Raw genomic sequence first — 25627 nt, forward strand, 5'->3', positions numbered from 1 at the left:
GCGCCCGGGAGCGCATGAGGAGGCGTAGCCCTCGTGGCTGACACCGACAACACCGAGAACGAGAACACCGAGCAGGTCGACACCGGGCAGGTCACGGCCGGAGGCGGCGAGGTGACCGAGGTCCCCGCGGTCTCCGAGGACTCCTCGGTCCCGCTGGACGAGGACCTGGACGAGGACCTGGACGAGGACCTGGCCGAGGACCCGGCCGAGGACGGCGAGGTGGCGGCCGAGGAACCGGTCGCCGAGGAGCCCGAACCCGAGCCCGAGGAGCCGGTCGGGCTCCGCTTCGGAGCGCAGTTCAGCTCGCCCGAGCCGACCGCCGTGGTCGCCCGCCCGCGCCGCCGCGCCACCCGGCCCGTGGCCGCCCCCGATCCCGACGCGACCGAGCCGGTGACGCCCGCGCCTCCCGCAGCGCAGGCGCCGGCGTTCGTCAGCTTCGTCGCTCCGCCGGCCGACGCGCCGCCGGCCCCGCGCCGCCGCAGCCGCCGCCCGGCCGAGTCGCCCGACGTCGAGCAGGAGGACGCGGAGACCGCCGACACGCCCGAGGACGACGAGGCACCCCGGCCGCGGCAGCGCTCGCGCCGCCGCCCCGCGCCCGCGCAGGACGGGACCGACGACGCCGAGTCCACCGTCGACCCCGAGAACGAGGACGAGGACAGCACCGACGACGACGGCGAGCAGACCGAAGGGTCGAGCAGCCGCCGGCGCCGGCGCGGCCGCCGCGGCCGCGGCCGGGGTCGTTCGGGTGAGGACTCCTCCGACGGCGACGACGACCGCGACGACTCGTCCACGAGCAGCGACGACGAGTCCTCCGACGACTCCGACGACGACCAGGACGGCGAGTCCGACGAGGGCTCGACCGGTTCGGGCACCCGGCGCCGTCGGCGCCGTCGCCGGCGCAGCAGCGGAGGCGGCGGCAACGACGACTCCTCCGACGACACCGACGACGACGACCGTCCCGAGCGGGCCGGGCGCAACGGCCGAACCACGAGCGACGACGACGTCCGCGGCGTCTCCGGCTCCACCCGGCTGGAGGCCAAGCGCCAGCGCCGCCGGGACGGGCGCGACACCGGCCGTCGTCGCGCGCCGATCCTCACCGAGAGCGAGTTCCTCGCCCGCCGGGAGGCCGTCGACCGGAAGATGGTGATCCGGCAGCGCGGTGAGCGCACCCAGATCGCCGTCCTCGAGGACGACGTGCTGGTCGAGCACTACGTGACCCAGGCGCAGAACACCTCGTTCGCGGGGAACGTCTACCTGGGCCGGGTGCAGAACGTGCTGCCCAGCATGGAGGCTGCGTTCATCGACATCGGCAAGGGGCGCAACGCCGTCCTCTACGCCGGTGAGGTCAACTGGGACGCGGCCGGCCTGTCGGGCAAGCAGCGCTCGATCGAGACCGCCCTGAAGTCCGGCGACAAGGTCCTGGTGCAGGTCACCAAGGACCCGATCGGCCACAAGGGCGCCCGGCTCACCCAGCAGATCAACCTGCCCGGCCGCTTCCTGGTCTACGTGCCCGGCGGCTCGATGACCGGCATCAGCCGCAAGCTGCCCGACACCGAGCGCCAGCGGCTCAAGGACATCCTCAAGCGGATCGTCCCCGAGGACGCCGGCGTCATCATCCGCACCGCCGCGGAGGGCGCCTCGGAGGAGGAGCTCACCCGCGACGTCAACCGGCTCAAGGCACAGTGGGAGGTCATCTCCCAGAAGGCCGAGTCGACGTCCAGCGCGCCGACCCTGCTGTACGGCGAGCCCGACCTGGCCATCCGGGTCATCCGCGACGTCTTCAACGAGGACTTCAAGGAGCTCGTCGTCCAGGGCGACGACGCCTGGGACACCGTCGAGGCCTACGTCGGCCACGTTTCGCCCGAGCTCAGCCCGCGGTTGACGCGCTACACCGGGCAGGGCGACGTCTTCCACGACCTCCGCATCGACGAGCAGCTCGCGAAGGCGCTGGACCGCAAGGTGTGGCTGCCCTCGGGCGGCTCGCTGGTCATCGACCGCACCGAGGCGATGACCGTCGTCGACGTCAACACCGGCAAGTTCGTCGGGTCCGGCGGCAACCTCGAGCAGACCGTCACGCGCAACAACATGGAGGCGGCGGAGGAGATCGTCCGCCAGCTCCGGCTGCGCGACATCGGCGGCATCATCGTCATCGACTTCATCGACATGGTGCTCGAGAGCAACCGCGACCTCGTGCTGCGCCGGCTCACCGAGTGCCTCGGCCGCGACCGCACCAAGCACCAGGTCGCCGAGGTCACCTCGCTGGGCCTGGTGCAGATGACCCGCAAGCGGGTCGGGCAGGGGCTGCTGGAGGTCTTCTCGGAGACCTGCGACCACTGCCGCGGCCGCGGGATCATCGTCAGCACCGACCCCGTGGACGAGAAGCGGCGCGGCGGCTCCACCGGGGGCAACTCCGGCGGGGGCAACGGCGGCGGCTCCGGCGGGGGCGGTCGGCGTGACCGCTCCGGCAAGAGCGACGGCAACAACGGCAACAACGGCAGCGGCAGCGGCAACGGCAACGGCAGCAAGGACGCCGCTGCTGACGCGCCCACCGCCGAGCCCGGTCCGGCCACCGAGCAGGCCGACGGCGACGCCGAGTCCGGCGAGGGCACCCGCACCGGCGGGCGGCGCAACCGTGGCCGTCGCGGCCGGGGCCAGTCCGGCGAGGACAGCGCCGCCGCGGACGCGGCGGTGGTGGCCGGTACCACCGGCGAGGACGCAGGGACCCCCGAGCCGGCCGAGGCCGACGACGCGAAGATCGACGACACCGCGAAGGCCGACGAGACGGTGAAGACCGACGAGACCGCGAAGGCCGACGAGACGGTGAAGGCCGACGAGGCCGCGAAGACCGGGGAGGCGACGCCGGACGAGGTCCCGACGCCGGCGACCGTCGAGCCGGTCAACGCGGACTCCGAGGCGCATCCCGCCACCCCGCCTCGCGAGTCGGCCGACGTCGTCGTGGTTCCGCCGCTCGCGGTCGCCGAGCCCGCCGCGGAGACCCCGGCGGAGCAGCCCGATGCGCCGACCGGGCGGCCACGCCGTCGGCGGGCGGCGAGCCGACCGGCCGGGCCGCCGGTCGTCTGAGAGAGGCCAGGACCACGTTCGACCGCGACGACCGGCTCAGGTACGCTGGTCGGGTTGCTCCGCCCCTGAGCGGGCGCCTTCGGGTGCCGCCGGGTCAGGCGAACGCAGCCCGTCCAGCACCCGGCGATCGCACCGGTCTGCGCGCCGGAACACAGAGCTAGACACGAAAGCAACGAGGAGTCAGTGGTGTACGCAGTGGTGAAGGCCGGTGGCAGCCAGCACAAGGTGGCCGTGGGCGACACGTTCACGATCAACCGCCTGCAGGGTGCGGCCGGCGACACCGTCGCCCTCCCGGCGATCCTGCTGGTCGACGGCGACACCGTCACCAGCGACGCCAAGGCCCTGGCCAAGGTCACGGTGACAGGGGAGATCGTCGAGCACGCCAAGGGCCCGAAGATCCGCATCCACAAGTTCAAGAACAAGACCGGGTACCACAAGCGCCAGGGGCACCGTCAGCCCCTGACCAGCGTCGTGGTCCGCGACATCTCGAAGGGCTGACGCCGACATGGCACACAAGAAGGGCGCATCGTCGTCCCGCAACGGCCGCGACTCGAACTCGCAGCGTCTCGGCGTCAAGCGCTTCGGCGGCCAGGTCGTCAAGGCCGGCGAGATCATCGTCCGCCAGCGCGGCACCCACTTCCACCCCGGGCTCGGTGTCGGTCGCGGTGGCGACGACACGCTGTTCGCCCTGGCTCCGGGCTCGGTGACCTTCGGTACGCGGCGCGGTCGCAAGACCGTCTCGATCACCGCAGTGGACGCCTGAAAGAGGACCCCTTCGCCCCCCCACCGCTCGCAGGCTCGCGGCGGGCCCCTGCGAAGGGGCCTTCCATTCCGGACCTCGTAGGTAGGCGCAGGTAGTCGTGGCCGCATTCGTCGATCGCGTAGTGGTGCACGTCGCCGCGGGTAACGGCGGCCACGGCGTCTCCTCGATCCACCGGGAGAAGTTCAAGCCCCTCGGCGGTCCCGACGGGGGCAACGGTGGCGACGGCGGGGACGTCGTCCTCGAGGTGGATCCGAACGTGCACACGCTGCTGGACTTCCACCACCGCCCCCACCAGAAGGCGGCCAACGGGCGCCCGGGCGAGGGCAGCAACCGGCACGGCGCCCGTGGCGAGGACAAGGTCCTCAAGGTCCCGGCCGGCACCGTCGTCAGCACGCCGGACGGCCGGGTCATCGCCGACCTCATCGGCGCCGGCACCCGCGTGGTGCTGGCCAAGGGCGGCAAGGGCGGCCTCGGCAACGCAGCGCTGGCCAACGCCCGCCGCAAGGCGCCCGGCTTCGCCCTGCTCGGCGAGCCGGGCGAGGCCTTCGACGCCGTCATCGAGCTCAAGAGCATCGCCGACGTCGGCCTGGTCGGGTTCCCGTCGGCCGGCAAGTCGTCGCTGATCGCCGCGATGTCGTCCGCGCGGCCCAAGATCGCCGACTACCCGTTCACCACGCTGGTGCCCAACCTCGGCGTGATCCGCTCCGGCGACACCGTCTACACGATGGCCGACGTCCCCGGCCTGATCCCCGGCGCCTCGACCGGCAAGGGCCTCGGCGTGCAGTTCCTCCGGCACGTGGAGCGCTGCGCCGTCCTCGTGCACGTCGTCGACATGGCGACCATGGAGCCCGGACGGGACCCCGAGAGCGACATCGAGGCGCTCGAGCACGAGCTAGCCACGTACTCCAGCGATGCGGCCGGCGGCGAGGAGCTCGACCTCGTGGGCCGGCTGCGGATCGCCGTCCTCAACAAGATCGACGTCCCGGACGCCCGGGAGCTGGTCGACCTGGTGCGCACCTCGCTCGAAGAGCGGGGGCTCGCCGTCTTCCCCGTCAGCGCCGCCACGGGCGAAGGCCTGAAGGAGCTCGGCTACGCGCTCGCCGCGGCCGTCGAGGAGCACCGGGCGAGCCTGCCGCCCATGGAGCCGGCCCGCGTCACCGTCACGCCCAGGGCCGTCGACGACTCCGGCTTCACCGTGGAACGGGACACCGAGTTCGACACCGGCGGTTTCGTCGTGCGCGGCGTCCGGCCGGAGCGGTGGGTGCGCCAGACCGACTTCAGCAACGACGAGGCCGTCGGCTTCCTCGCCGACCGGCTCAACCGGCTCGGTGTCGAGGACGAGCTGGCCAAGGTCGGCGCCTCTCCCGGTGACGCCGTCACCATCGGGGACGTCACCTTCGACTGGATGCCCTCGCTACCGGCCGGGACGCTCACCGTGGAGGAGTCCGCGGGTCTCGGCGGGCGGGGCACCGACGCCCGCATCGACGCGCCGCACCGGGTGCGCGCCCAGGAGCGGCTGGCCGCGAAGAAGGCCCGCCGCGTGCCCTACGAGCTCGGCGAGGAGACGTGGACCGAGGAGGACCTGCCGGCCGAGCTGCAGGACGGCACCCCGTGACCGCGGTCGGCCGCGCGGCGGTCGCGACCGCGCGCCGCGTCGTGGTCAAGGTCGGGTCGTCCTCGCTCACCACGCCCACGGGCGACCTGGACACCACCAACCTGACGGCGCTGGTGGACGTCCTGGGTGCTCGGAGGGCGCAGGGCCGCGAGGTCGTGCTGGTCTCCTCCGGGGCGATCGCCGCCGGCCTGGCTCCGCTGGGCGTGGCCGGCCGGCCGCGGGACCTCGCGACCGCGCAGGCCGCCGCCAGCGTGGGGCAGCTCCGGCTGGTCCAGACCTACGCCGACGCCTTCGCCGGCCACGGCGTGACGGTCGGGCAGGTCCTGCTCACCGCCGACGACCTCACCCGCCGCGGCCACTACCGCAACGCCCACCGGACGGTGGAGCGGCTGCTGACCCTGGGCGTGCTCCCGATCGTCAACGAGAACGACACGGTGGCGACCGACGAGATCCGGTTCGGCGACAACGACAGGCTGGCCGCCCTCGTCGCCCACCTCGCGCAGGCCGACGCCCTGGTCCTGCTCTCCGACGTGGACGGCGTCTACGACGGCGATCCGCGCCGCGGTCCGGCCGCGCTGCTCCACACGGTGGACGACCCGAGCGACCTGGCCGCCGTCGCGCTCGGCTCGGCCAGCCGCAACGGCGTCGGCACCGGAGGCATGGCGACCAAGGTCGAGGCGGCGCTGCTGGCCGCGCACGCCGGCGTGCCCGTCGTCGTCACCTCCACCGCCCAGGCCGCCGCCGCCCTGGCGGGGGAGCAGGTGGGCACCTTCTTCCGGCCCATGGGCCGCCGGCCCAGCTCGCGGCAGTTCTGGCTGCGCTACGCCAGCCGCCCGCGGGGTCGGCTGATCCTGGACGACGGGGCGGTGGAGGCGGTGCGCGACCGCCACGCCTCCCTGCTGGCCGCCGGGATCACCGCGGTGACCGGTGAGTTCGTGGCTGATGACCCGGTCGAGCTGGTCGGTCTCGACGGCACCGTCGTCGCCCGCGGCCTGGTCGCCTACGACGCCACGGAGCTGCCCGAGCTGCTCGGCCGGAAGAGCGGCGACCTGCCGCCGGAGTACCGCCGCGAGGTGGTGCACCGCGACGAGATGGTGCTCGTCGGCCGCCGCCCGCCGGGCTGAGAGACTGGGCGGCGTGACCATGCGCCCCATCCGCGAACTCGGCGACCCGGTGCTGCGCACCCCGTCGGACGAGGTGAAGGACTTCGACGACTGGCTGGCCGCGCTGGTGCGCGACCTGCTCGACACCGTCGACCATCCGGGCCGGGCCGGGGTCGCCGCACCCCAGATCGGGGTCAACGTGCGCGCCTTCTCCTACAACGTGGACGGCGTCATCGGGCACATGGTCAACCCGGTCATCGTCGAGCGCTCGGAGGAGACCCAGGACGGCGACGAGGGCTGCCTGTCGGTCCCCGGGATCTGGGCGCCGACGGTCCGCGCCCTGTACTGCGTGGCGGAGGGGTTCGACGTCGACGGGAAGCCGTTGCGAATCGAGGGGGAGGGGTTGATGGCCCGCTGCCTGCAGCACGAGGTCGACCACCTCGACGGCAAGGTCTTCCTGGACCGGCTCACCGGCGAGGCGCGCAAGAGCGCCCTGCGCGCGCTGCGGGAGCGCTGAGGGTTCCTCAGCGCTCGACGGCGCAGTCCGCGCAGGTGCCGAAGAGCTCCACGTGGTGCCGCACGTCGGTGAAGCCGTGCTCGTCGGCGACCCGGGCGGCCCACCGCTCCACCGGCGGGTCGGCGACCTCGACGGCGCGGCCGCAGTCGCGGCAGACCAGGTGGTGGTGGTGCTGGGTGGTGGAGCAGCGGCGGTAGGCAGCCTCGCCGTCGTCGCCGCGCAGGACGTCGACCCGCCCGTCCTCGGCCAGCACCTGCAGGCCGCGGTAGACGGTGGCCAGGCCCACCCGTTCACCCCGCTCGGCCAGCAGTCCGTGCAGCTCCTGGGCCGTGCGGAAGCCGTCGAGGTCCTCCAGGAGGGCGAGCAGGGCGCTGCGCTGCCGCGTCGCCTGCCGGGCCGGCACGGGGCGGCTCACCGGGCACCACCGGCGGGAGGGGTGGGGGCCGGGTGCTCGCCGTGCTCGTCGTAGTGCAGCCCGGCCCCGGTGCGGTGCGGCGCGTGCAGGTGGCCGTCGTGGTCGTAGTCGACGTGGTCCCCGTGCGGCACCGGGTCGTGTCCGCAGTTCGGGCCGTGCTCGTGCGGGTGGGCCTCGTGCACGTCGGTGCGCCGGCGGTGCCGGCGCCGGGCCGTCGCGTCCCGGACGGTCACCGCCGTGGTGCCGACGATGAACAGGGCGATCGCCAGCAGGACGATCGTGCCGCCGGAGGGCGTGCCCGTGTAGTACGACGTCGCCGTCCCGGTCACGCTCACCACCAGGCCGATCGCGCAGCCGAGCAGCACCGCCTGGCGGAAGCTGCGCGCCACGAGCTGCGCGACGGCGCAGGGCAGGATCATGAGCGCGCTGATCAGCAGCAGGCCCACGACCCGCATCGACAGGACGACGGTCGAGGCGACCAGCACCGCCAGCACCACGTTGAGTCCGAGCACGGGCAGCCCGACGGCGCGGGCGTACTCCTCGTCGTCGCTCACCGCGTACAGGCGTTGCCCGAGCAGTCCGACGACGGCCAGCACGACGACGGCGATCACCGCGAACACGGCGAGGTCGGTGCTGCTGGTCGTGGTGATGGCGCCGAACAGGTAGGCGTCGAGGTTGGTCGCCTGCCCCCGCGGGGCGAGGCTGAGCAGCACGACACCGCCGGCGATACCGCCGTAGAAGAGGACGGCCAGCGCGACGTCCCCGCTGGTCCGGCCCCGCGCGCGGACGAGTTCGATCAGCACCGCGCCGAGGACCGCGGCGACCAGCGCCGCGCCGACCGGGGCCGTGGAGGTGAGCACCCCGATCCCCACGCCGGTCAGCGCGACGTGCCCGAGCCCGTCGCCGAGCAGGGCGAGCCGCCGCTGCACCAGGAACACGCCCACCGCGGGGGCGACGAGCCCGACCATCAGCGAGGCGAGCAGTGCGCGCTGCATGAAGGCGTAGTCGAGGATCTCCACGTCAGGCTCCCGTCGTCCGCGGCGGGGCGACGCCGGGCTGGTCGAGCCGGTACCCGGGCCGGCCGGCCGGCGGCGCTCCGTTGGCGTGGTGGTGGCCACCGCCGGGCTCGTCCTCGGCTCCGGTCAGGGGGCCGTCGTAGGTGATGCGGCCGGACTCGACGACGACGGCCCGGCGCAGCACCCCGGCCAGCGGACCGGCCTCGTGCGTCACGACGAGCAGCGTGGTCCCGCCGGCGGAGACGGCGGCCAGGACGTCGGCGAGCGCCTCCTGGCTGGCGGCGTCCACGCCGGCGGTCGGCTCGTCCATGATCAGCAGCTCCGGTTCGGCGGCGAGCGCGCGGGCCACGAGCACCCGGCGCTGCTGGCCGCCGGACAGCGAGGCGACGGGATCGCCCATCCGGTCGGCCAGGCCGACGGCGGCCACGGCGTCGACGACGGCCCGCCGGTCGGCCGCACCGAGGCGGCGCAGCAGGCCGAGGCGGGCCAGCCGGCCGACCGACACGACCTCGCGCACGGTGGCCGGCGCGGCGCCGCTCACCGTGTGCCGCTGCGGGACGTAGCCGATCCGGCCCCGCTCGGCCAGCCGACCCACGGGGGCGCCGAGCACCTCGACGTCGCCGTCGAGGACCGCGGCCAGCCCGAGCAGGCCCCGGGCCAGGGTCGTCTTGCCGGAGCCGTTGGAGCCGAGGACGGCGAGCGCCTCGCCGGGGCGCACGGTGAGGTCCGCGTCGCGCACGATCGCGACGTCGCCGTAGCCGATGGTGGCCGCACGCAGCCGGATCGCCGGCGGGGAGGGGGGCGCCATCAGCAGGACTGGCCCGCCTGCAGCGTGGCCAGGTTGGCCCGCATGACCTCCAGGTAGTCCTCGCCGGCGGACTCGTCGCTCAGCCCCTCGAGCGGATCGAGGACGGCGGTGTCCACCCCGGCCTCCTCGGCGACGGTCTCGGCGACCGCGGGCTCGACCAGCGTCTCGGTGTAGACGGTGGTCACGCCCCGCTCGGCGACCAGCCGGGTGATCTGGGCGAGCTCGGACGCCGCGGGCTCCTGGGAGGGGCTCAGGCCGCTGATCCCGACCACCTCGAGACCGTAGCGCTCGGCCAGGTAGCCGAAGGCGTCGTGCGCGGTGACCAGGGTGTCCACCGCGCAGTCCGCGAGGCCGGCGCTCATCTCCGCGTGGAGCCGCTCGAGGTCGGCCCGCAACGCCGCGGCGTTCTCGGCGTAGGCGTCCGCGCCGTCGGGGTCGGTCTCGGCGAGGCGCTCGGCCAGCGCGTCGCCGACGTCGGCCAGCCGGAGGGGGTCCAGCCAGAAGTGCGGGTCGACGGGGGAGTCGCCGTCGTCGTGCCCGTGGTCCTCGTCGCCGTGGTCTTCGTCGTCGTCCCCGTGCTCGTGGTCCTCGTGATCGCCGGTGAGCAGGTCGGCCGCGTCCGCGGCGTCCCACACGCGGTCACCGCCGGAGGAGTCCGCCGCCTCGTCGAGCGCGGGCTGGAACCCGGACAGCAGGACCACCAGATCGGCTTCCTCGATCGAGGCGACGTCGCGCGGGGTGAGCTCCAGGTCGTGCGGCTCACCGCCGGGCGGGGTGAGCGCGCTGACCGAGAGCCTGTCCCCGCCGATCCGCTCCGCGGCCCACTCCAGCGGGTAGAAGCCGGCGACCACCTGCAGTTCGCCGTCCGAGCCCGCTCCGTCCTCCCCGCCACAACCGGCGGTGAGGAGCAGCGCCATGGAGGTGAGGGCCGCGCCGGCCATCCGCGTGCCCGTCGTGAACATGAGAACCATTCTCACACAGGTCGCCCGACGGGGCGTCGTCCGGTCGTCGTGACGGTCATCGGCCACGGCCCGCGTACGCTGCGTACGTGTTCGACGTCACCGGCCTGCCGTTGATCGGTGCCGCCGCGCTGCGCGCGCGGTCGGCCGCCCGCGTGCTGCGCACCGTGCCGACGGGGGTGAAGGACGCCGCCCTCGCCGACATGGCCACCGCGCTGGTCGACCGCGCCGACGAGATCCTCGCGGCGAACGCCGCCGACGTCGCGGCCGCGCGGGAGGGCGGCACCCCTGAGGCGATCCTGGACCGGCTGAGCCTGGACGCGGGGCGGATCGCGGGCGTGGCCGACGCGCTGCGCCAGCTGATCGCGCTGCCCGACCCGGTGGGCGACGTCGTCCGCGGGTCGCGGCTGGCCAACGGGCTGGAGCTGCGCCAGGTCCGGGTGCCGCTCGGCGTCGTCGGCATCGTGTACGAGGCGCGCCCGAACGTGACCGTCGACGCTGCGGGGCTGTGCCTGAAGAGCGGCAACGCAGCGCTGCTGCGCGGGTCGGCGTCGGCGTTCGGCACCAACACCGCGCTCGTCGCCGTCCTGACCGAGGCGGGGGAGAAGGCCGGTCTGCCCGCCGGGTTCGTCGAGCTGCTCCCGGCCGACCGCGCGTCGGTCGGGGAGCTGCTGAGCGCCCGCGGCGCGGTCGACGTGGTGATCCCGCGGGGTGGCGCCTCGCTGATCCAGCGCGTGGTGCGCGAGTCGCGGGTTCCCGTCATCGAGACCGGCGAGGGCAACTGCCACGTGTACGTGGACGCGTCGGCCGATCCGGCCGTCGCCGAGGACGTGGTGCTCAACTCCAAGACCCATCGGGTCAGCGTGTGCAACAGCGCCGAGACGCTGCTGGTGCACCGCGACTACCCGCACCTGCCCCGGCTGCTCGCGGCCCTGGCCGGCTCCGGGGTGACCCTGCACGGCGACGACGCGGCGCGCGGGGCGAACGAGGCCGTCGTCCCGGCGACCGACGAGGACTGGGCCGCCGAGTACCTGTCCATGGACCTGGCCGTGCGGGTCGTCGACGACCTGCCGCAGGCGCTGGATCACATCCAGCGGTGGAGCACCGGCCACACCGAGGCGATCGTCTCCGACTCGGCCGATGCCATCGCCACCTTCACCGCGGGTGTCGACGCCGCGGCCGTGCTGGTGAACGCGTCCACCCGGTTCACCGACGGCGGCGAGTTCGGGTTCGGCGCCGAGATCGGCATCTCCACCCAGAAGTTGCACGCACGGGGCCCGCTGGGCCTGCCCGAGCTGACCTCGACCACCTACGTCGTGACCGGCCGCGGTCACGTCCGCTGACCGTCCATCCGGCCACCCCACCGCACCAGGAGCCCCCCTTGCCCCCGTCGCAGTCCCCCCACTTCTCCTCGGTCACCGACGTCAGCAAGCGGCTGTCGACGGCGGGCTACCTGCCCGACGCGCAGATCGCCACGACGGTGTTCCTCGCCGACCGCCTGGGCAAGCCGCTGCTCGTCGAGGGGCCCGCCGGCACCGGCAAGACCGAGCTGGCCAAGGCGCTGGCCGCCTCCACGGGCTCGGAGCTGATCCGGCTGCAGTGCTACGAGGGTCTCGACGAGGCCCGCGCGCTGTACGAGTGGAACTACAAGAAGCAGCTGCTGCGCATCCAGGCGTCGCAGGGCACCGACGGCGCCGACTGGGACACCGTCCACGACGACATCTTCGGCGAGGAGTTCCTGCTCTCCCGGCCGCTGCTCACCGCGATCCGGCGCACCGAGCCGACGGTGCTGCTCATCGACGAGACCGACAAGGCCGACGTCGAGGTCGAGGGCCTGCTGCTGGAGGTGCTGTCGGACTTCCAGGTGACCATCCCGGAGCTCGGCACCGTCACCGCCACCCGCCGGCCGATGGTGGTGCTCACCTCGAACGCCACCCGCGAGCTCTCCGAGGCGCTCAAGCGCCGCTGCCTCTACTTGGCGCTGGACTACCCGTCGGCCGAGCGGGAGCGCGAGATCGTGCTGTCGCGGGTCCCGGACCTCGCTCCCGGCCTGGCCGAGCAGCTCGTCCGCACGGTGCGGGCCCTGCGGGCCATGGAGCTGAAGAAGTCGCCGTCGATCTCCGAGACCCTCGACTGGGCGCAGACGCTGCTGGAGCTGGGCCTGGACACCCTCGACGAGCCGGCGGTGGCCTCCACCCTGGGGGTGGTGCTCAAGCACGCCAGCGACCAGGACCGGGCCGCGGCCGAGCTGCGGCTGAACTGATGAGCGCGCCCGTGATCCGACCGGGGGAGCCCGGCGGGCTGGCGGGGCACCTGGACGGCTTCGTCCGTGCGGTGCGGGAGGCCGGCATCCCGGTGGGCATCAGCCAGGCCGTCGACGCAGCGGAGATCCTCACCGTCGTCGACCTGCTCGACCGCGAGCAGCTCCGGCACGGGCTCGCGGCGGTGCTGCTGCAGCGGGCCGCCCAGCGGCCGGCGTACGACGTGCTGTTCGACCTGTGGTGGCCGCTCACCGACCGCCCGGCCACCGGCGGTGACGCGGACGAGTCGGCCGAGGGCGGGGAGCCCGGGCAGCCGTCGGACGGTCCCCGCGGGGACGACCCCGAGGCAGCCAAGCGGATGCGGGAGGAGCTGCTCCGACTGCTGCTCGACGGCGACGAGGAGGAGCTGCGCCGCTTCGCCCGCCAGGCCGTCGACCAGCTCGGGCGTGGACAGGCCAGCCCGTCCGGGCAGTCGTTCTTCAGCTACCGGGTCATGCGGGCGCTCTCGCCCGACACCCTCGTCTCCCAGTTGCTCGCCGGCCTGCTCGCCGAGGGGGACCGGGGCGGCCTGAACGAGCAGGTGGCCCGCCGGACCATCCGCGAGCGGCTCGACAAGTTCAAGGCGGCCATCGAGGCGGAGGTGCGCCGGCGGACTGCCGCCGAGAAGGGGCGCGACCGGGTCGCGAAGAGCGCGGTACGGCCGCTCGCCGACCAGATCGACTTCCTCCGGGCGCAGTCCTCGGACCTCGCCGAGCTGCGCCGCGCGGTGACCCCGCTCGCGCGACGGCTCGCCGTCCGGCTGTCCGCGCGCCGGAAGATGGGACGCCAGGGCCGGCTGGACTTCCGCAAGACGGTACGGGCGTCCCTGGGCACCGGCGGGGTCCCCGTCGTGACCCACCACCGGCCGCGCAAGATCCACAAGCCCGAGCTGGTCGTCCTCTGCGACATCAGCGGCTCGGTGGCCGGCTTCAGCCACTTCACCCTCATGCTGACCCAGGCGCTGCGCGAGCACTTCACCGGCGTGCGCGCCTTCGCCTTCGTCGACTCCACCGACGAGGTCACCCGCTTCTTCCGGCCGGGCGCCGATGTGGCTGATGCCGTCACGCGGATCGGCCAGGAGGCGCAGGTGGTCTCCTTCGACGGCCACAGCGACTACGGGACCGCGTTCGAGACGTTCGCCGACCGCTGGGCCTCGGCCGTCGGACCGAAGACCTCCCTGCTCGTGCTGGGGGACGGCCGGACCAACTACCGGCCGGCGGGCGTGCCCGTGCTGGCCGGGCTGGTGCAGAAGGCGCGGTCGGCCCACTGGCTGAACCCGGAGCCGCGGGCGCAGTGGGGGAGCGGGGACTCCGCCGCCGACCGCTACGGCGAGGTCGTCGACATGGTCGAGTGCCGCAACGCAGCCCAGCTGGCCGACTTCATCACCACGCTCTGACGACGTCCCCCTGCCGGACCGACCGCTCGCGGCGGGGCCGGCAGGGGGCGTCGGGCACGGCTGCCCGGCGGGTGTGCCGACCCCCACACCACGACATGCGGAACCGGCCCGTAACCATCCGGCGGTCCGGCCGTTGGTCAGCGCGGTGTCCGACCGTCGCGTCGGCACCGCCGCACCGCGAGAGGGCGGAACGCCCGCGACCGGCTGCACGGGGGAGCCGGTCGCCGCGGTCCGCGGCGACCCGGCCCCTGTTCGGCGTCGGGCCCCGTCGAACCGGGACCGGTCCGGCCAGGGCCGGCCCCGGTGGGGGCCGATACGCTCGGTGCGTGACGGGCGGGCGGATCGGAGTGATGGGCGGCACGTTCGACCCCATCCACCACGGGCACCTCGTGGCGGCCAGCGAGGTCGCCGGCCTCTTCGGGCTCGACGAGGTGGTGTTCGTGCCGACCGGTCAGCCGTGGCAGAAGAGCGACCGGCAGGTGAGCCCGGCCGAGGACCGGTACCTCATGACCGTGATCGCGACGGCGTCCAATCCGCGGTTCTCGGTGAGCCGGGTGGACATCGACCGCGGCGGCCCGACGTACACGATCGACACGCTGGTCGACCTGCGGGCACAGCGGCCGGACGCGGAGCTCTTCTTCATCACCGGCGCCGACGCGCTGGCCCAGATCATGACCTGGCGGGACGGCGACAAGTGCTTCGATCTGGCGCACTTCATCGGTGTGACCCGCCCGGGCTACACGCTGGCCGACTCCGACCTGCCCGCCGGTCGGGTCAGCCTGGTCGAGATCCCTGCGCTGGCCATCAGCTCGAGCGACTGCCGCGATCGCGTGGCCCGCGGCATGCCGGTCTGGTACCTGGTGCCCGACGGCGTGGTGCAGTACATCGAGAAGCGGAGCCTGTACCGCGAGGGCTTCCGCCGCCGCCCCGCGGCCATCACCGACAGCGGCCGAGCCGCCGGTAGCGACCTACCGAGCGGGGACGTGCCGACCTACGACCGCCCGCCGCCGTCCTCCGGCCCCACACCCGATGCCCGCCCCGATCTCTCGGAGGTACCCAGATGACCGCCACGGCCGAGGCGCGCGAGACCGCGCTGCTCGCCGCCCAGGCGGCTGCCGACAAGCTGGCCACGGACGTCTCGATCGTCGACGTCAGTGACCGCCTGGCCATCACCGACGCGTTCGTCCTCGCGTCCGCGCCCAACGAGCGCCAGGTCCAGGCGATCGTCGATGCGGTCGAGGAGCGGCTGCGCGAGCACGGCGTCAAGCCGGTGCGTCGCGAGGGCGTGGCCGAGGCCCGCTGGGTGCTCCTGGACTTCGTCGACGTCGTCGTGCACGTCCAGCACGCGGAGGAGCGCGCGTACTACGCGCTCGAGCGGTTGTGGAAGGACTGCCCGACGATCCCCTTCGTCGACCGGTCGGTGCCGGCGAACGCCGGCGACGAGGCGACGGCTCCGGACTCCGCCGACCGGTGAGCCGGGTCGAGGGGACGCCGGCGCTGCCCGTCGGACGGGTGCTGCTGTGGCGGCACGGTCGGACGGAGTGGAACGCCAGCGGGCGGTTCCAGGGACGGTTGGACCCTCCGCTGGACGACGTCGGCCGGCGCCAGGCCGTCGAGGCCGCGCCGCACCTGATGGCATCGGCAGGTCTCGGCACCGACACGGTCGTCGTCTCCAGCGACCTCGCTCGTGCCGCCGACACCGCCGCCGAGCTCGGCGCGCGCCTCGGTGTGCCGGTGCGCCTCGATGCCCGGCTGCAGGAGCACGGCATGGGCGCATGGGAAGGGCTCACCCGCGCCGAGGTCGCCGACCGGCATCCCGACCAGTACGCCGACTGGCTGGCCGGGCGCCCGGTGCGAGGTCGTGGCGGCGAGGAGCCGGACGAGGTGGCCGCCCGCGCCCTGGCCGCGCTGCTGGAGCTGCCGTCGGCGCCCGTGGCCGTCGTGGTGACGCACGGCGGCACCAGTGGCCGGCTCATCGAGCGGCTGCTCGGGCTCGCGCCGCAGCAGCGCCGGCTGTTCGGACCACTGGGCAACTGCGCCTGGAGCGAGCTGGTCGAGCAGTCGGGCAGCTGGCGGCTGATGCGGCACAACGTGTCGGCTCCCCGCCTGGAGACCCCTCGGGTCGAGGGCGGCGCCCCGGCGGCTGTCCGCATGGGAGCCACTCCCGAGGAGGGTGGTCCGGGCCCGATCGGCGACGCCGACGCCGTCGGCTGACCGCTGCTCCGTGCCCGTAGGAGGACGGGGCGGTCGAGCCGGGCGGGCGGACGGCTAGCCTCGCCGGGTGCCTGTTGCCGTCGTGACCGATTCGACGGCCTACCTGCCTCCGGAGCTCCTCGAGCAATACGACATCGCGGTGGTGCCGCTGTACGTGGTGCTCGGTGCCGGCTCCGGGCGCGAGGGCGAGTCCATCGGCCCCGACGAGGTGGCGCAGGTGTTGTCCACCCGTGGTGGGCGGGTCACGACGTCGCGGCCGAGCCCGGACGACTTCGCGGCCGCCTACCGGCGGCTGCTGGACGCGGGGGCCGAACGGATCGTCTCGGTGCACCTCTCCGCCGAGCTGTCCGGCACGTGGGACGCCGCGCGACTCGCGGCCGCGGAGATCGGTGGGGACGTCGTCACCGTGGTGGACACCCGGTCCGCGGCGATGGGGAACGGGTTCCCGGTGCTGGCTGCTGCCCGCACGGCGCGGGCCGGCGGTGACGCCGCCGCCGTCGCGGCGGCGGCGGAGAAGGCGGCCGGTGTCACGAGGACGTTCTTCGTCGTGGACACCCTCGAGCACCTGCGCAGGGGCGGACGGATCGGTTCGGCCGCGGCCCTCCTCGGCTCCGCGTTGGCCGTCAAGCCGGTGCTGCACGTGGTCGACGGCCGGGTGGTGGTGCTGGAGAAGGTCCGCACCTCGGCGCGGGCGATGAATCGGCTCGTGCAACGGGTGGTGGAGGAGGTCGGCGGCGGCGTCGCGGACCTCGCCGTGCACCACCTCGCCGCCCCCGAGAAGGCCGAGCAACTGGCGGCCGACCTCCGCGATCAGGTGCCCACCGTTCGCGACCTGTACGTGAGCGAGCTCGGCGCGGCCATCGGCGCGCACGTCGGACCGGGCGCCGTGGGAGTGGTCGTCGCCCCGGAGCCGGCGGATCGCGTGGCCCACGACGCCGAGGACCCGGCCGAGGACTGACCCGGGCGTCGACGGTCGCCGTGCGGCTCGTCGTGTCATGCGGACACCCTGGCCGCACGAGGTGATCAGCCGCCTCTCGGTGTCCACAACCACCGCCTCTGTCCACAACCGCTCGCGGGACCGGCCGTGGGTCGGTCGGGCTTCCTAGCGTCGGCCGGGTGCGCTCCTCCTCCCGCCGCTCCGGCGATGCCGACGTCATCCGGGCCCGGCTGCGGGCTCTCCTCGACGAGAGCGGCCGAGGCGGTTGGGTGCCCGAGGAGCTCGACGTCCCGACCCTCGATCCGGTGGCGACCCCGATCCGGCCGGAGCCAGGGCGTGCGCGCCGCGACGAACCTGAGCCCGGCGCCGTCGGGGCGGCGCTGCCCGAACCCGACCGCCCACCCGGCGTCGGTCGGCACCGCCGGCCCGGACCGGCCGTGCGGTGGACCGCCGACCGGCGTGGCGTGCGCTCCCTGTGGGCCGCCGGCCTCCTGGCCGCGCTGCTCCTGGTGGCCTGGACTTGGTGGGACCGCCCGCAGGTCGTGCCGGTCGGCCCCGTCGAGGTCCCCGCTCCGGCGGGAGCGGAGAGCACCGGCCCGCCCGCGCCCGCACCGCTCGTCGGGGAAGTGGCCGAGACCTCCAGCACCGTCGTCGTCGCGGTCGTGGGCCTCGTCGGGCGCCCCGGCGTGGTCACACTGCCCACCGGGGCGCGGGTAGCCGACGCGGTCGAGGCCGCCGGTGGGCTGCTCCCCGGCACCGATCCGGCCACCGTCAACCTGGCGGCGCTGGTCAGCGACGGCCAGCAGATCGCGGTGGGCGTTCCGGGAGCGGCCGACGCTCCGCAGCCCCAGGCCAGCGGACCGGGAGTGGCGGCACCGGGTGGCCGGGTGAACCTCAACACCGCGACGGCCGCGGAGCTCGACGCACTGCCGGGCATCGGACCGGTCCTCGCGCAACGCATCGTCGACCACCGGCGTGACCACGGCTCGTTCCGCAGCGTGGCCCAGCTCGACGACGTCCCGGGGATCGGGCCGGCCATCGCCGCGGAGCTGACCGAGCTGGTGACGGTGTGAAGGCCCCGGCGCAGGCCCCGGCCGGACAGGAGGAGGACCGTTGGCAGTGGATCGACCTCCGGCTCGTGCCCGTCGCGGCCGTCGTGTGGGCGGGCAGTCTCGTCGCGCCCTACCTCACCCCGCCCTGGCTCGCCGCAGCCTCCCTCGGCGCCGCCGGGGCCGCCTGGCGGCTGGGCCGTCGGCGGACCGCGGGCGCCACCGTGCTCCTCGCCGTGCTCGCCGGGATCGCGGTCACCAGCGGCACCGCTGCCGTGCGCGAGACCACGCGCCAGGCGTCCCCGTTCGCCGCGCTCGCCGATCATGGCACCACCGTCGAGGTCGAGCTCGTCCTCGGCAGCGTTCCGCACCTGCTCACCGGCAGTGGCCGACCGAGGGTCCTCGCTGACGCCACCGTGACCGGGCTCCACGACGGGGCGCAGGACCTCCGCCTCGACGCACCCGTGCTGCTCTTCGCGCCGCAGGACGGGTGGCGGGAGTTGCTGCCCGGTCAGCCGGTCCGGACCTCGGTCGCCGTGGCCCCGCGACGGGCCGGGGACACCGTGGTGGCGGTGCTGTCTGCCCGCGGTCCGCCGGCGCCGATCGGCGAGCCCGCGCCCTGGCACCGGCTCGCAGGACGGTTGAGGGCCGAGCTGGCCGGGTCGGCAGCCCGCGTCCTGGAACCGCGCCCTGCGGGATTGCTCCCCGGTCTGGTCGTCGGCGACACGCGGGGGATGGACCCCGTGCTCGAGGAGGACTTCCGGCGGGCCGGCCTCTCCCATCTGACCGCGGTGTCGGGGGCGAACGTCGCCATCGTCATCGCCGCGGTGATCTGGCCCCTGCGGCGTCGTGCGGTCGACCGCAGGGTGCTGGCGATCGTCGGTGCCGCAGCGCTCGCCGGGTTCGTCGTCCTGGCCGGGCCCGAACCCAGCGTCCTGCGCGCCGCCGCCATGGGCGCGGTGACCCTGCTCGCGCTCGCCTCCGGCCGGGTCCGGGTCGCCGTGCCGGCGCTGGCCGCGGCCGTCTGCGTCCTCCTGCTGGTGCAACCCGGCCTGGCGCGCGAGCCGGGCTTCGCCCTCTCCGTTGCGGCCACCGCCGCGATCGTGCTGGCCGCACCGACGTGGTCCCGGCGGTTGCGGCAGCGCGGGTGGCCCGCCCTGGTCGCCGACGCGCTGGCGGTGAGCGCGGCCGCCGGTCTCGCGACCGCGCCGCTGATCGCCGGCTTCTCCGGCACCGTCAGCCTGGTCTCCCTGCCCGCCAACCTGCTGGCGGCGCCGGCCGTCCCTCCGGCGACGGTGCTCGGCCTCCTCGCCACCGTCATCGGGCCGGTGGCCGGGCCGGCGGGTGACGCGCTGGTGTGGTGCGCCGGCTGGCCGACGCGCTGGCTGGTCCAGGTGGCCGAGCGGGCGGCGCAGGTCCCCGACGCCGCTCCGGGCTGGCCCGCCGGCACGGCCGGGGCCCTGTTGCTCGCCACCCTGCTCCTGGGCGGTGGGTGGGCGCTGTGGCGGTTCGCGCGGCTGCGCCCGCTGGCGTTGGCCGTCCTCGCCGGCCTGGTGCTGGTCGGGTGGCCGGTGCGGCAGACGGTCCGGGGCTGGCCGCCCGCGGACACCGTGGTGGTGGCCTGCGACGTCGGTCAGGGAGACGCCCTCGTGCTGCCGGTGGGGCCCGGGGCGGCGGTCCTGGTGGACGCCGGACCGGACGTCGCGGCGGTGGACCGCTGCCTCGACGACCTCGGCGTGGTGTCGCTGCCCCTGGTCCTGCTGTCGCACCTCGACGCAGACCACGTGGGAGGTCTCCCGGGAGCACTCGACGGCCGTGCCGTCGGCGAGGTGGCGACCGGAGCGCTGTCGCCGGTCGACGACCGTCTCCCGGCCGTCGACGCGGTCGCGCACGAGGCCGGAGCCGAGCGGATCCTGCTGCAGCCCGGGGATCGCCGGCAGGTGGGCGAGGTGTCCCTGGAGGTGCTGGCGCCGGCCCCGGTGCTGGCGACCGCGGCCGCGGAGCCCAACGACCTGTCACTGGTGGTCCGCGCCACCGTCCGCGGGGTGCGCGTCCTGCTCACCGGTGACCTGGGAGCCGCAGCGGAGGCCCGGCTGCGGTCCGGCGGTGCCGATCTGCGGGCGGACGTCCTCAAGGTGCCGCACCACGGCAGCGGGGATGCCGACGCCGCATTCCTCGCGGCCAGCGGTGCCCGGGTGGCGCTCATCTCCGTGGGTGCCGACAACACCTACGGTCACCCCGCGCGGACGCTGCTCGACATGCTGGCGCGAGCGGGCATGACGGTGCACCGGACCGATCGGGACGGCGACGTGGCCATCGCCGGCTCGGCCGCCACGTGGGGGGTCGCGGCACGCGGGCGCGGGCCCTGACCACCCCGCGGCAGGCGGGCGGGACGGTCGGTGCCGCGTGGCACCATGCAGTCGTGCCCGCCGCCGCCGTTCCGCCGACCTCGCGGCTGCGCGTGGTGTCCGGGGAGGAGGAGCTGCTCCGGGCCCGCGCGGTTGCCGCGGTGCGGTCAGCGGTCCGGGAGCGCCATGCCGAGGTCGAGCTCCACGAGCTGGCCGCCCAGGGGCTCCCGGTGGGGGAGCTGGCCGACGTCCTGGCGCCCTCGCTCTTCGGCGGGCACCGCCTGGTGGTCGTCACCGGCGTGCAGGAGGCGGCCGGGGCGCTGGCCGAGTCGCTCACCGCCTACGCCAAGGATCCCGACCCTGACATCACGCTCGTGGTCGTCCATGCCGGCGGGAAGCGGAACGAGGCGCTGCTCAAGGCGTTCGTGGCCGCCGGCGCGGCGGTCGACGAATGCCCCAAGCTCAGCTCGGTCGGGGACAGGATCGCCTTCGTCCGCAACGAGGTGCGCACGGTCGGCGGCCGGATCACCCCGGATGCCGCCTCCGCTCTGGTCGAGGCCATCGGCGCCGACCTGCGCCAGCTGTCGGCCGCGGCCGGCCAGCTGGTCTCCGACTTCGGTGGCGCGATCGACGCCGACGCCGTCGCCCGCTTCCACCGCGGTCAGGCCGAGGTCACGGGCTTCACCGTCGCCGAGCGGGTCCTCGTCGGCGACCGCCACGGCTCCCTGGAGATGGTGCGCTGGGCCCTCCAGCGCGGGGTCGCGCACGTCCTCATCGCCGACGCGATCGCCGACGGCGTCCGCACCGCCGCCCGGGTGGCGGGGCTGAGCTCGCGGAACCCCGGTGAGCTGGCCCGCACGCTCAAGATGCCGCCGTGGAAGGTGAAGAAGGCGCAGGCGCAGGCCCGGGGCTGGAGCATCGACGGTCTGCAGCAGGCGATCGGCGTGGCCGCCGAGCTCAACGCCGACGTGAAGGGTGCCGCCGCGAGCGCCGACTACGCGCTGGAGCGGGCCGTCCGCCGGATCGTGGCCATCCGCGCGGACACCGGTCGCGGCCGGGCCCCCGCGGGCCGCTGAGCGCTTCGCGACCCGCCTGACCCGGCCCGGAACGCGGACGAGCCCCCTCCCGAGCGGGGGGGCTCGTCCGACCGCGTCACACCGACGCGGGACGCCGGGTCAGAGGCCGGCGGTGAGCTTCGCCAGACCCGACTTGCGGTTGGCGGCCTGGTTCTTGTGGATGACGCCCTTGCTGGCGGCCTTGTCGAGGGCCTTGCTGGCGGTCTGCAGCGCAGCGGTGGCGGCCGCGGCGTCCCCGGACTCAGCAGCCGTGCGAACGCGCCGGACGGCCGTCTTGAGGGCGGACTTGACGGCAACGTTGCGCTGGCGCGCCTTCTCGTTGGTCTTGTTCCGCTTGATCTGGGACTTGATGTTCGCCACGCGTGAGCCTCGGATGTCTAAGGGGGATGTCTCTGACAGTGCGTCCGCGCCGCGGCGACTGACATCGCGCGCACGGACCGGCCTCACAAGATACCAGCCGGGCATCGCCGGCCCCAACCGACCGACCTGGCGACGCGACGCCTGGCCGATAGCCCTGTGCCTCGACGCGACGTGGGACGATGGCGGCACTGTGACGACACCCGCTGCCACCGATCCGGCCCTCATCCGGAACTTCTGCATCATCGCCCACATCGACCACGGCAAGTCGACGCTGGCCGACCGGATGCTCGAAGTCACCGGGATCATCGAGGCACGGCAGATGCGGGCCCAGTACCTCGATCGCATGGACATCGAGCGCGAGCGCGGCATCACCATCAAGTCGCAGAACGTCCGCCTGCCCTGGAAGGTCGGCGACACCGAGTACGTCCTGGACATGATCGACACCCCCGGTCACGTCGACTTCACCTACGAGGTGTCCCGCTCACTGGCGGCCTGCGAGGGCGCCGTGCTGCTGGTCGACGCCGCGCAGGGGATCGAGGCGCAGACCCTGGCCAACCTGTACCTGGCCATGGAGAACGACCTCACGATCATCCCGGTGCTCAACAAGATCGACCTGCCGGCCGCCCAGCCGGAGAAGTACGCCGCGGAGATCGCGCACATCATCGGCTGCGAGCCCGAGGACGTGCTGCGGGTCAGCGGCAAGACCGGCGAGGGCGTGCCCGCCCTGCTCGACGCGATCGTGGCCCAGATCCCGGCGCCCGTGGGTGACCCCGACGTGCCCCCGCGGGCGATGATCTTCGACTCCGTCTACGACATCTACCGCGGCGTCATCACCTACGTCCGCGTCGTCGACGGCCGGATCTCCGCCCGGGACAAGATCAAGATGATGTCGACCGGCGCGACCCACGAGCTGCTCGAGATCGGCGTGATCTCGCCCGAGCCGAGGCCGGTGGAGAGCCTCGGCGTCGGCGAGGTCGGGTACTTCATCACCGGGGTGAAGGACGTCCGCCAGTCCCGCGTCGGTGACACCGTCACCCACCAGCACAAGCCCGCCGAGGAGCCGATCGGGGGCTACAGCGACCCGCGGCCGATGGTCTACTCCGGCCTCTACCCGATCGACGGCAGCGACTACCCGCTGCTGCGCGAGGCGCTGGACAAGCTGCTGCTCAACGACGCCGCGCTGGTCTACGAGCCCGAGACGTCGGCGGCGCTGGGCTTCGGCTTCCGCGTCGGCTTCCTCGGCCTGCTGCACCTGGAGATCGTCCGCGAGCGGCTGGAGCGCGAGGCCGGCATCAGCCTCATCTCCACCGCGCCGAACGTCGTCTACCGCGTGGTCATGGAGGACGGCTCCGAGATCACCGTGACCAACCCGAGCGACTGGCCCGAGGGCAAGATCGACACGGTCTTCGAGCCGGTCGTGAACGCCACGATCATCGCGCCCAGCGACTACACCGGCGCGATCATGGAGCTCTGCCAGAGCCGGCGGGGCCAGCTCGGCGGCATGGACTACCTCAGCGAGTCGCGGGTGGAGCTGCGCTACAAGCTGCCCCTCGGCGAGATCATCTTCGACTTCTTCGACGCGCTGAAGTCACGCACCCGCGGCTACGCCAGCCTCGACTACCAGGAGTCGGGTGAGCAGGAGGCGTCGCTGGTCAAGGTGGACATCCTCCTGCAGGGCGAGGCCGTCGACGCGTTCAGCGCGATCGTGCACAAGGACAAGGCCTACGCCTACGGCGTGCAGATGGCCGGCAAGCTGCGCGAGCTCATCCCGCGCCAGCAGTTCGAGGTGCCGATCCAGGCCGCCGTCGGCTCGCGGGTCATCGCCCGGGAGACCGTCCGCGCCATCCGGAAGGACGTCCTCGCCAAGTGCTACGGCGGTGACATCAGCCGCAAGCGCAAGCTGCTGGAGAAGCAGAAGGAGGGCAAGAAGCGGATGAAGATGGTGGGCCGGGTCGAGGTCCCCCAGGAAGCCTTCGTCGCCGCGCTCTCCACCAACGAGTCGACGGCGTCGGCCAAGCCCAAGTGAGCGGCCGGGTCGAGGCGGTCTGCGTCTCCGGGGACGACCTCTACCGGCTGCCGAGCCGGCGCAGCGGCATCGACAAGCGGCCCGTCGACGGGCGCGTCACCGTGCATCCGCTGGGGCTGGACGGCGACGTCCAGGTCAACAAGAAGCACCACGGCGGCGAGGGCCAGGCGGTGTACGCCTACGCGCAGGAGGACGCCGACTGGTGGATCGCCGAACTGGGCCGGGACCTGCCGCCCGGGCGCTTCGGCGAGAACCTGCGCACCTCCGGGCTGGACCTGCGCAACGCCGTCCTGGGGGAGCGGTGGCGCGTGGGGACGGCGCTGTTCGAGGTCACCGCCTGGCGCATCCCGTGCGCCAACTTCGCCCAGTTCTGGGGGATCCCCGACCTGGTCAAGCGATTCGCCGCGCACGGCGCCACGGGTGCCTACCTGCGGGTGCTGGAGACCGGGGAGCTCGGCGCCGGCGACGACGTCGAGGTGGTGCACCGGCCCGACCACGGGATGACCGTGGAGGCGGGCTTCCGGATCGTCACGACGGAGAAGCGGCGGCTCCCCGAGCTGGCGCCGGTGCTGCACGTCCTGCCGATCAAGAACCAGTCGAAGCTGGCCGCGCAGATCGCCGCCCGCACTGCCGCCGACGACGACAGGACCTCGACGCCGGTCTGAGTCGGTCCCTCAGGGCTGCGTGAGATGGTGGAGCGGAGCCCCCACCGGCTCCCGGACGAGGTGGTGCCGTACCCGGACTGCGACAAGACGGCGCCAGGGGAGTGGACGATGGCGTGGCTCGTGCTCGTGGTGTCCGGGGTGTTCGAAGCGGTCTGGGCGACTGCCCTGGGCAGGTCCGAGGGGTTCACCCGGCTGGGCCCCTCGATCGTCTTCGCCGCTGCGCTCGTGGTGAGCATGGGCGGGCTGGCCTACGCGATGCGCGAGCTGCCCACCGGCACCTCCTACGCCGTCTGGGTCGGCATCGGTGCCTCGATCACCGTCGTCTACGCGATGGTGACCGGGACGGAGCCGGTGTCCCTGGTCAAGGTGCTGCTGATCGTGGGGCTGATCGGTTGCATCGTCGGGCTCAAGGCCGTCTCCTGAGCCGTGCGGCCCGGAGCGGCCATCGCTGCCCGACGCCGCTCGCCCAGCGGTGGGCCTTCGTCCTCTGTGACGGGCATCGCTGCGGCCTACGTTGGGATTTTGGGGCCGGCTGAGGGTCGGACCGCACCTGGACCGGAGAGCGTCATGACCTACGGGATCGTCATGGAGGTGCCGGCGCCCATCGAGTTCTACGACGCGATGCACGCCGAACTCGCCCGCCGAGCGCCCGACGTCGTCGACGGGTTGCTCCTGCACCTGGCCCGCCAGACGGGTGCCGGGTTCCAGATCGTCGAGGTCTGGGAGTCCAAGGAACTCTGCGAGCGCTACACCGCCGAACTGGTGGGCCCGGTGATGGCGGAGCTCTCGGGTGGACGGCCACCGCCGGGGGATCCTGCGGTCGAGGAGTTCGAGCCGCGCGGCCTCGTCGTCCCTGCCGCGCACGTGTTCGTCTGACCCGGCCGGCCCCGCGTCCTCCCTCACCGCGGAGCGTCCTCCCTCGCCGTGCGCGGTGGGGGAGGACGCTCGGGGATCAGGTGAGGTGGATTCAAGGAGCGGA

At 74.0% G+C, this 25627-nt stretch carries 25 protein-coding genes and 1 riboswitch; of the genes, 20 read left to right on the plus strand and 5 right to left on the minus strand.

Going from position 1 to position 25627, the window contains the following annotated elements; translation table 11 throughout:
- The first annotated feature begins 33 nt into the window (after window positions 1-33).
- From A6V29_RS04505 to def, 6 genes are all read left to right on the plus strand, one after another.
- Window positions 34-3081, plus strand: a complete 3048-nt coding sequence (locus tag A6V29_RS04505) for an Rne/Rng family ribonuclease (protein WP_249933015.1) — start codon at window positions 34-36, stop codon at window positions 3079-3081.
- Between the two features lie 186 nt (window positions 3082-3267).
- Window positions 3268-3579, plus strand: a complete 312-nt coding sequence (gene rplU, locus A6V29_RS04510; protein ID WP_137159188.1) for a 50S ribosomal protein L21 — start codon at window positions 3268-3270, stop codon at window positions 3577-3579.
- 7 nt (window positions 3580-3586) lie between these two features.
- The gene (gene rpmA / locus A6V29_RS04515) at window positions 3587-3844 is read left to right on the plus strand and encodes a 50S ribosomal protein L27 (RefSeq protein ID WP_137159189.1); all 258 of its coding nucleotides are present in this window, start codon (window positions 3587-3589) and stop codon (window positions 3842-3844) included.
- Window positions 3845-3941: 97 nt separating this feature from the next.
- On the plus strand, window positions 3942-5459 hold the full coding sequence (obgE, locus tag A6V29_RS04520) for a GTPase ObgE (protein ID WP_137159190.1): 1518 nt from the start codon (window positions 3942-3944) through the stop codon (window positions 5457-5459).
- Window positions 5456-6583, plus strand: a complete 1128-nt coding sequence (gene proB, locus A6V29_RS04525; RefSeq protein WP_137159191.1) for a glutamate 5-kinase — start codon at window positions 5456-5458, stop codon at window positions 6581-6583. The genes obgE and proB overlap by 4 nt, the downstream gene beginning before the upstream one ends.
- Window positions 6584-6602: 19 nt before the next feature.
- Entirely contained in the window at window positions 6603-7079 is a 477-nt protein-coding gene (gene def, locus A6V29_RS04530) for a peptide deformylase (protein WP_249933019.1), read from the plus strand.
- A gap of 7 nt (window positions 7080-7086) precedes the next feature.
- Here def and A6V29_RS04535 read toward each other — a convergent pair whose 3' ends face one another.
- From A6V29_RS04535 to A6V29_RS04550, 4 genes are read right to left on the minus strand one after another with little or no spacing between them, the layout of a single operon-like run.
- Window positions 7087-7494 carry a Fur family transcriptional regulator gene (locus tag A6V29_RS04535; RefSeq protein ID WP_137159193.1) on the minus strand — a complete coding sequence of 136 codons (408 nt, stop codon included), beginning with the start codon at window positions 7492-7494 and terminating at the stop codon, window positions 7087-7089.
- Window positions 7491-8513: a metal ABC transporter permease gene (locus tag A6V29_RS04540; RefSeq protein ID WP_137159194.1), complete on the minus strand. Its 1023-nt coding sequence runs from the start codon at window positions 8511-8513 to the stop codon at window positions 7491-7493. Before A6V29_RS04540 ends, A6V29_RS04535 begins: the two co-directional genes overlap by 4 nt.
- 1 nt (window position 8514) lies before the next feature.
- Window positions 8515-9318: a metal ABC transporter ATP-binding protein gene (locus A6V29_RS04545; protein WP_137159195.1), complete on the minus strand. Its 804-nt coding sequence runs from the start codon at window positions 9316-9318 to the stop codon at window positions 8515-8517.
- Window positions 9318-10280 (minus strand): metal ABC transporter substrate-binding protein, encoded by a 963-nt coding sequence (locus A6V29_RS04550; protein ID WP_137159196.1) that lies wholly within the window; start codon window positions 10278-10280, stop codon window positions 9318-9320. Before A6V29_RS04550 ends, A6V29_RS04545 begins: the two co-directional genes overlap by 1 nt.
- Window positions 10281-10366: 86 nt before the next feature.
- Between A6V29_RS04550 and A6V29_RS04555 the strand changes: the two genes are divergently transcribed.
- The 10 genes from A6V29_RS04555 to holA all read left to right on the plus strand — a co-directional run bounded on the left by A6V29_RS04555 (window position 10367) and on the right by holA (window position 21597).
- Entirely contained in the window at window positions 10367-11620 is a 1254-nt protein-coding gene (locus tag A6V29_RS04555; RefSeq protein ID WP_170977686.1) for a glutamate-5-semialdehyde dehydrogenase, read from the plus strand.
- A gap of 38 nt (window positions 11621-11658) precedes the next feature.
- Window positions 11659-12540, plus strand: coding sequence for an AAA family ATPase (locus A6V29_RS04560; protein WP_137159197.1), 882 nt, complete (start codon window positions 11659-11661; stop codon window positions 12538-12540).
- Window positions 12540-13973, plus strand: a complete 1434-nt coding sequence (locus A6V29_RS04565) for a vWA domain-containing protein (RefSeq protein ID WP_137159198.1) — start codon at window positions 12540-12542, stop codon at window positions 13971-13973. Before A6V29_RS04560 ends, A6V29_RS04565 begins: the two co-directional genes overlap by 1 nt.
- A gap of 326 nt (window positions 13974-14299) precedes the next feature.
- Window positions 14300-15037 (plus strand): nicotinate-nucleotide adenylyltransferase, encoded by a 738-nt coding sequence (gene nadD, locus A6V29_RS04570; RefSeq protein ID WP_249933016.1) that lies wholly within the window; start codon window positions 14300-14302, stop codon window positions 15035-15037.
- Entirely contained in the window at window positions 15034-15447 is a 414-nt protein-coding gene (gene rsfS / locus A6V29_RS04575; RefSeq protein ID WP_137159199.1) for a ribosome silencing factor, read from the plus strand. The genes nadD and rsfS overlap by 4 nt, the downstream gene beginning before the upstream one ends.
- Window positions 15444-16187 carry a histidine phosphatase family protein gene (locus A6V29_RS04580; protein ID WP_137159200.1) on the plus strand — a complete coding sequence of 248 codons (744 nt, stop codon included), beginning with the start codon at window positions 15444-15446 and terminating at the stop codon, window positions 16185-16187. Before rsfS ends, A6V29_RS04580 begins: the two co-directional genes overlap by 4 nt.
- Before the next feature lie 67 nt (window positions 16188-16254).
- A complete protein-coding gene (locus A6V29_RS04585) occupies window positions 16255-17145 on the plus strand; it encodes a DegV family protein (RefSeq protein WP_137159201.1) in 891 nt (296 codons plus the stop codon).
- A gap of 158 nt (window positions 17146-17303) precedes the next feature.
- A complete protein-coding gene (locus A6V29_RS04590; RefSeq protein ID WP_137159202.1) occupies window positions 17304-18197 on the plus strand; it encodes a ComEA family DNA-binding protein in 894 nt (297 codons plus the stop codon).
- Window positions 18194-20542 carry a ComEC/Rec2 family competence protein gene (locus tag A6V29_RS04595; RefSeq protein WP_249933017.1) on the plus strand — a complete coding sequence of 783 codons (2349 nt, stop codon included), beginning with the start codon at window positions 18194-18196 and terminating at the stop codon, window positions 20540-20542. The genes A6V29_RS04590 and A6V29_RS04595 overlap by 4 nt, the downstream gene beginning before the upstream one ends.
- A gap of 53 nt (window positions 20543-20595) precedes the next feature.
- Window positions 20596-21597 carry a DNA polymerase III subunit delta gene (gene holA, locus A6V29_RS21460; RefSeq protein ID WP_249933018.1) on the plus strand — a complete coding sequence of 334 codons (1002 nt, stop codon included), beginning with the start codon at window positions 20596-20598 and terminating at the stop codon, window positions 21595-21597.
- Between the two features lie 99 nt (window positions 21598-21696).
- Here the strand turns inward: holA and rpsT are convergent, their stop codons facing one another.
- Complete coding sequence (gene rpsT / locus A6V29_RS04600; RefSeq protein ID WP_137159203.1) at window positions 21697-21957, minus strand: 30S ribosomal protein S20; 261 nt, start codon at window positions 21955-21957, stop codon at window positions 21697-21699.
- 190 nt (window positions 21958-22147) lie between these two features.
- Between rpsT and lepA the strand changes: the two genes are divergently transcribed.
- The 4 genes from lepA (at window position 22148) to A6V29_RS04620 (ending at window position 25524) form a co-directional block, all read left to right on the plus strand.
- Complete coding sequence (gene lepA, locus A6V29_RS04605) at window positions 22148-23983, plus strand: translation elongation factor 4 (protein ID WP_137159204.1); 1836 nt, start codon at window positions 22148-22150, stop codon at window positions 23981-23983.
- Window positions 23980-24648: an MOSC domain-containing protein gene (locus A6V29_RS04610; protein WP_137159205.1), complete on the plus strand. Its 669-nt coding sequence runs from the start codon at window positions 23980-23982 to the stop codon at window positions 24646-24648. The genes lepA and A6V29_RS04610 overlap by 4 nt, the downstream gene beginning before the upstream one ends.
- A 32-nt stretch (window positions 24649-24680) precedes the next feature.
- A riboswitch (guanidine-III (ykkC-III) riboswitch) is annotated at window positions 24681-24745 on the plus strand.
- An 11-nt stretch (window positions 24746-24756) separates the two neighbouring features.
- Window positions 24757-25071 (plus strand): DMT family transporter, encoded by a 315-nt coding sequence (locus A6V29_RS04615; RefSeq protein ID WP_137159212.1) that lies wholly within the window; start codon window positions 24757-24759, stop codon window positions 25069-25071.
- Window positions 25072-25215: 144 nt separating this feature from the next.
- A complete protein-coding gene (locus tag A6V29_RS04620) occupies window positions 25216-25524 on the plus strand; it encodes a hypothetical protein (protein ID WP_137159206.1) in 309 nt (102 codons plus the stop codon).
- Window positions 25525-25627: the final 103 nt, after the last annotated feature.

Source organism: Blastococcus sp. CCUG 61487, from assembly GCF_005222955.1.
Classification (GTDB): Bacteria; Actinomycetota; Actinomycetes; order Mycobacteriales; family Geodermatophilaceae; genus Blastococcus.

Coding starts and splice junctions, on each gene's coding strand:
- rpmA (WP_137159189.1), top strand. CDS start 3,587: ATGGCACACAAGAAGGGCGCATCGTCGTCCCGCAACGGCCGCGACTCG.
- def (WP_249933019.1), top strand. CDS start 6,603: ATGCGCCCCATCCGCGAACTCGGCGACCCGGTGCTGCGCACCCCGTCG.
- A6V29_RS04545 (WP_137159195.1), bottom strand. CDS start 9,318: ATGGCGCCCCCCTCCCCGCCGGCGATCCGGCTGCGTGCGGCCACCATC.
- A6V29_RS04550 (WP_137159196.1), bottom strand. CDS start 10,280: ATGTTCACGACGGGCACGCGGATGGCCGGCGCGGCCCTCACCTCCATG.
- A6V29_RS04565 (WP_137159198.1), top strand. CDS start 12,540: ATGAGCGCGCCCGTGATCCGACCGGGGGAGCCCGGCGGGCTGGCGGGG.
- rsfS (WP_137159199.1), top strand. CDS start 15,034: ATGACCGCCACGGCCGAGGCGCGCGAGACCGCGCTGCTCGCCGCCCAG.
- A6V29_RS04615 (WP_137159212.1), top strand. CDS start 24,757: ATGGCGTGGCTCGTGCTCGTGGTGTCCGGGGTGTTCGAAGCGGTCTGG.
- A6V29_RS04620 (WP_137159206.1), top strand. CDS start 25,216: ATGACCTACGGGATCGTCATGGAGGTGCCGGCGCCCATCGAGTTCTAC.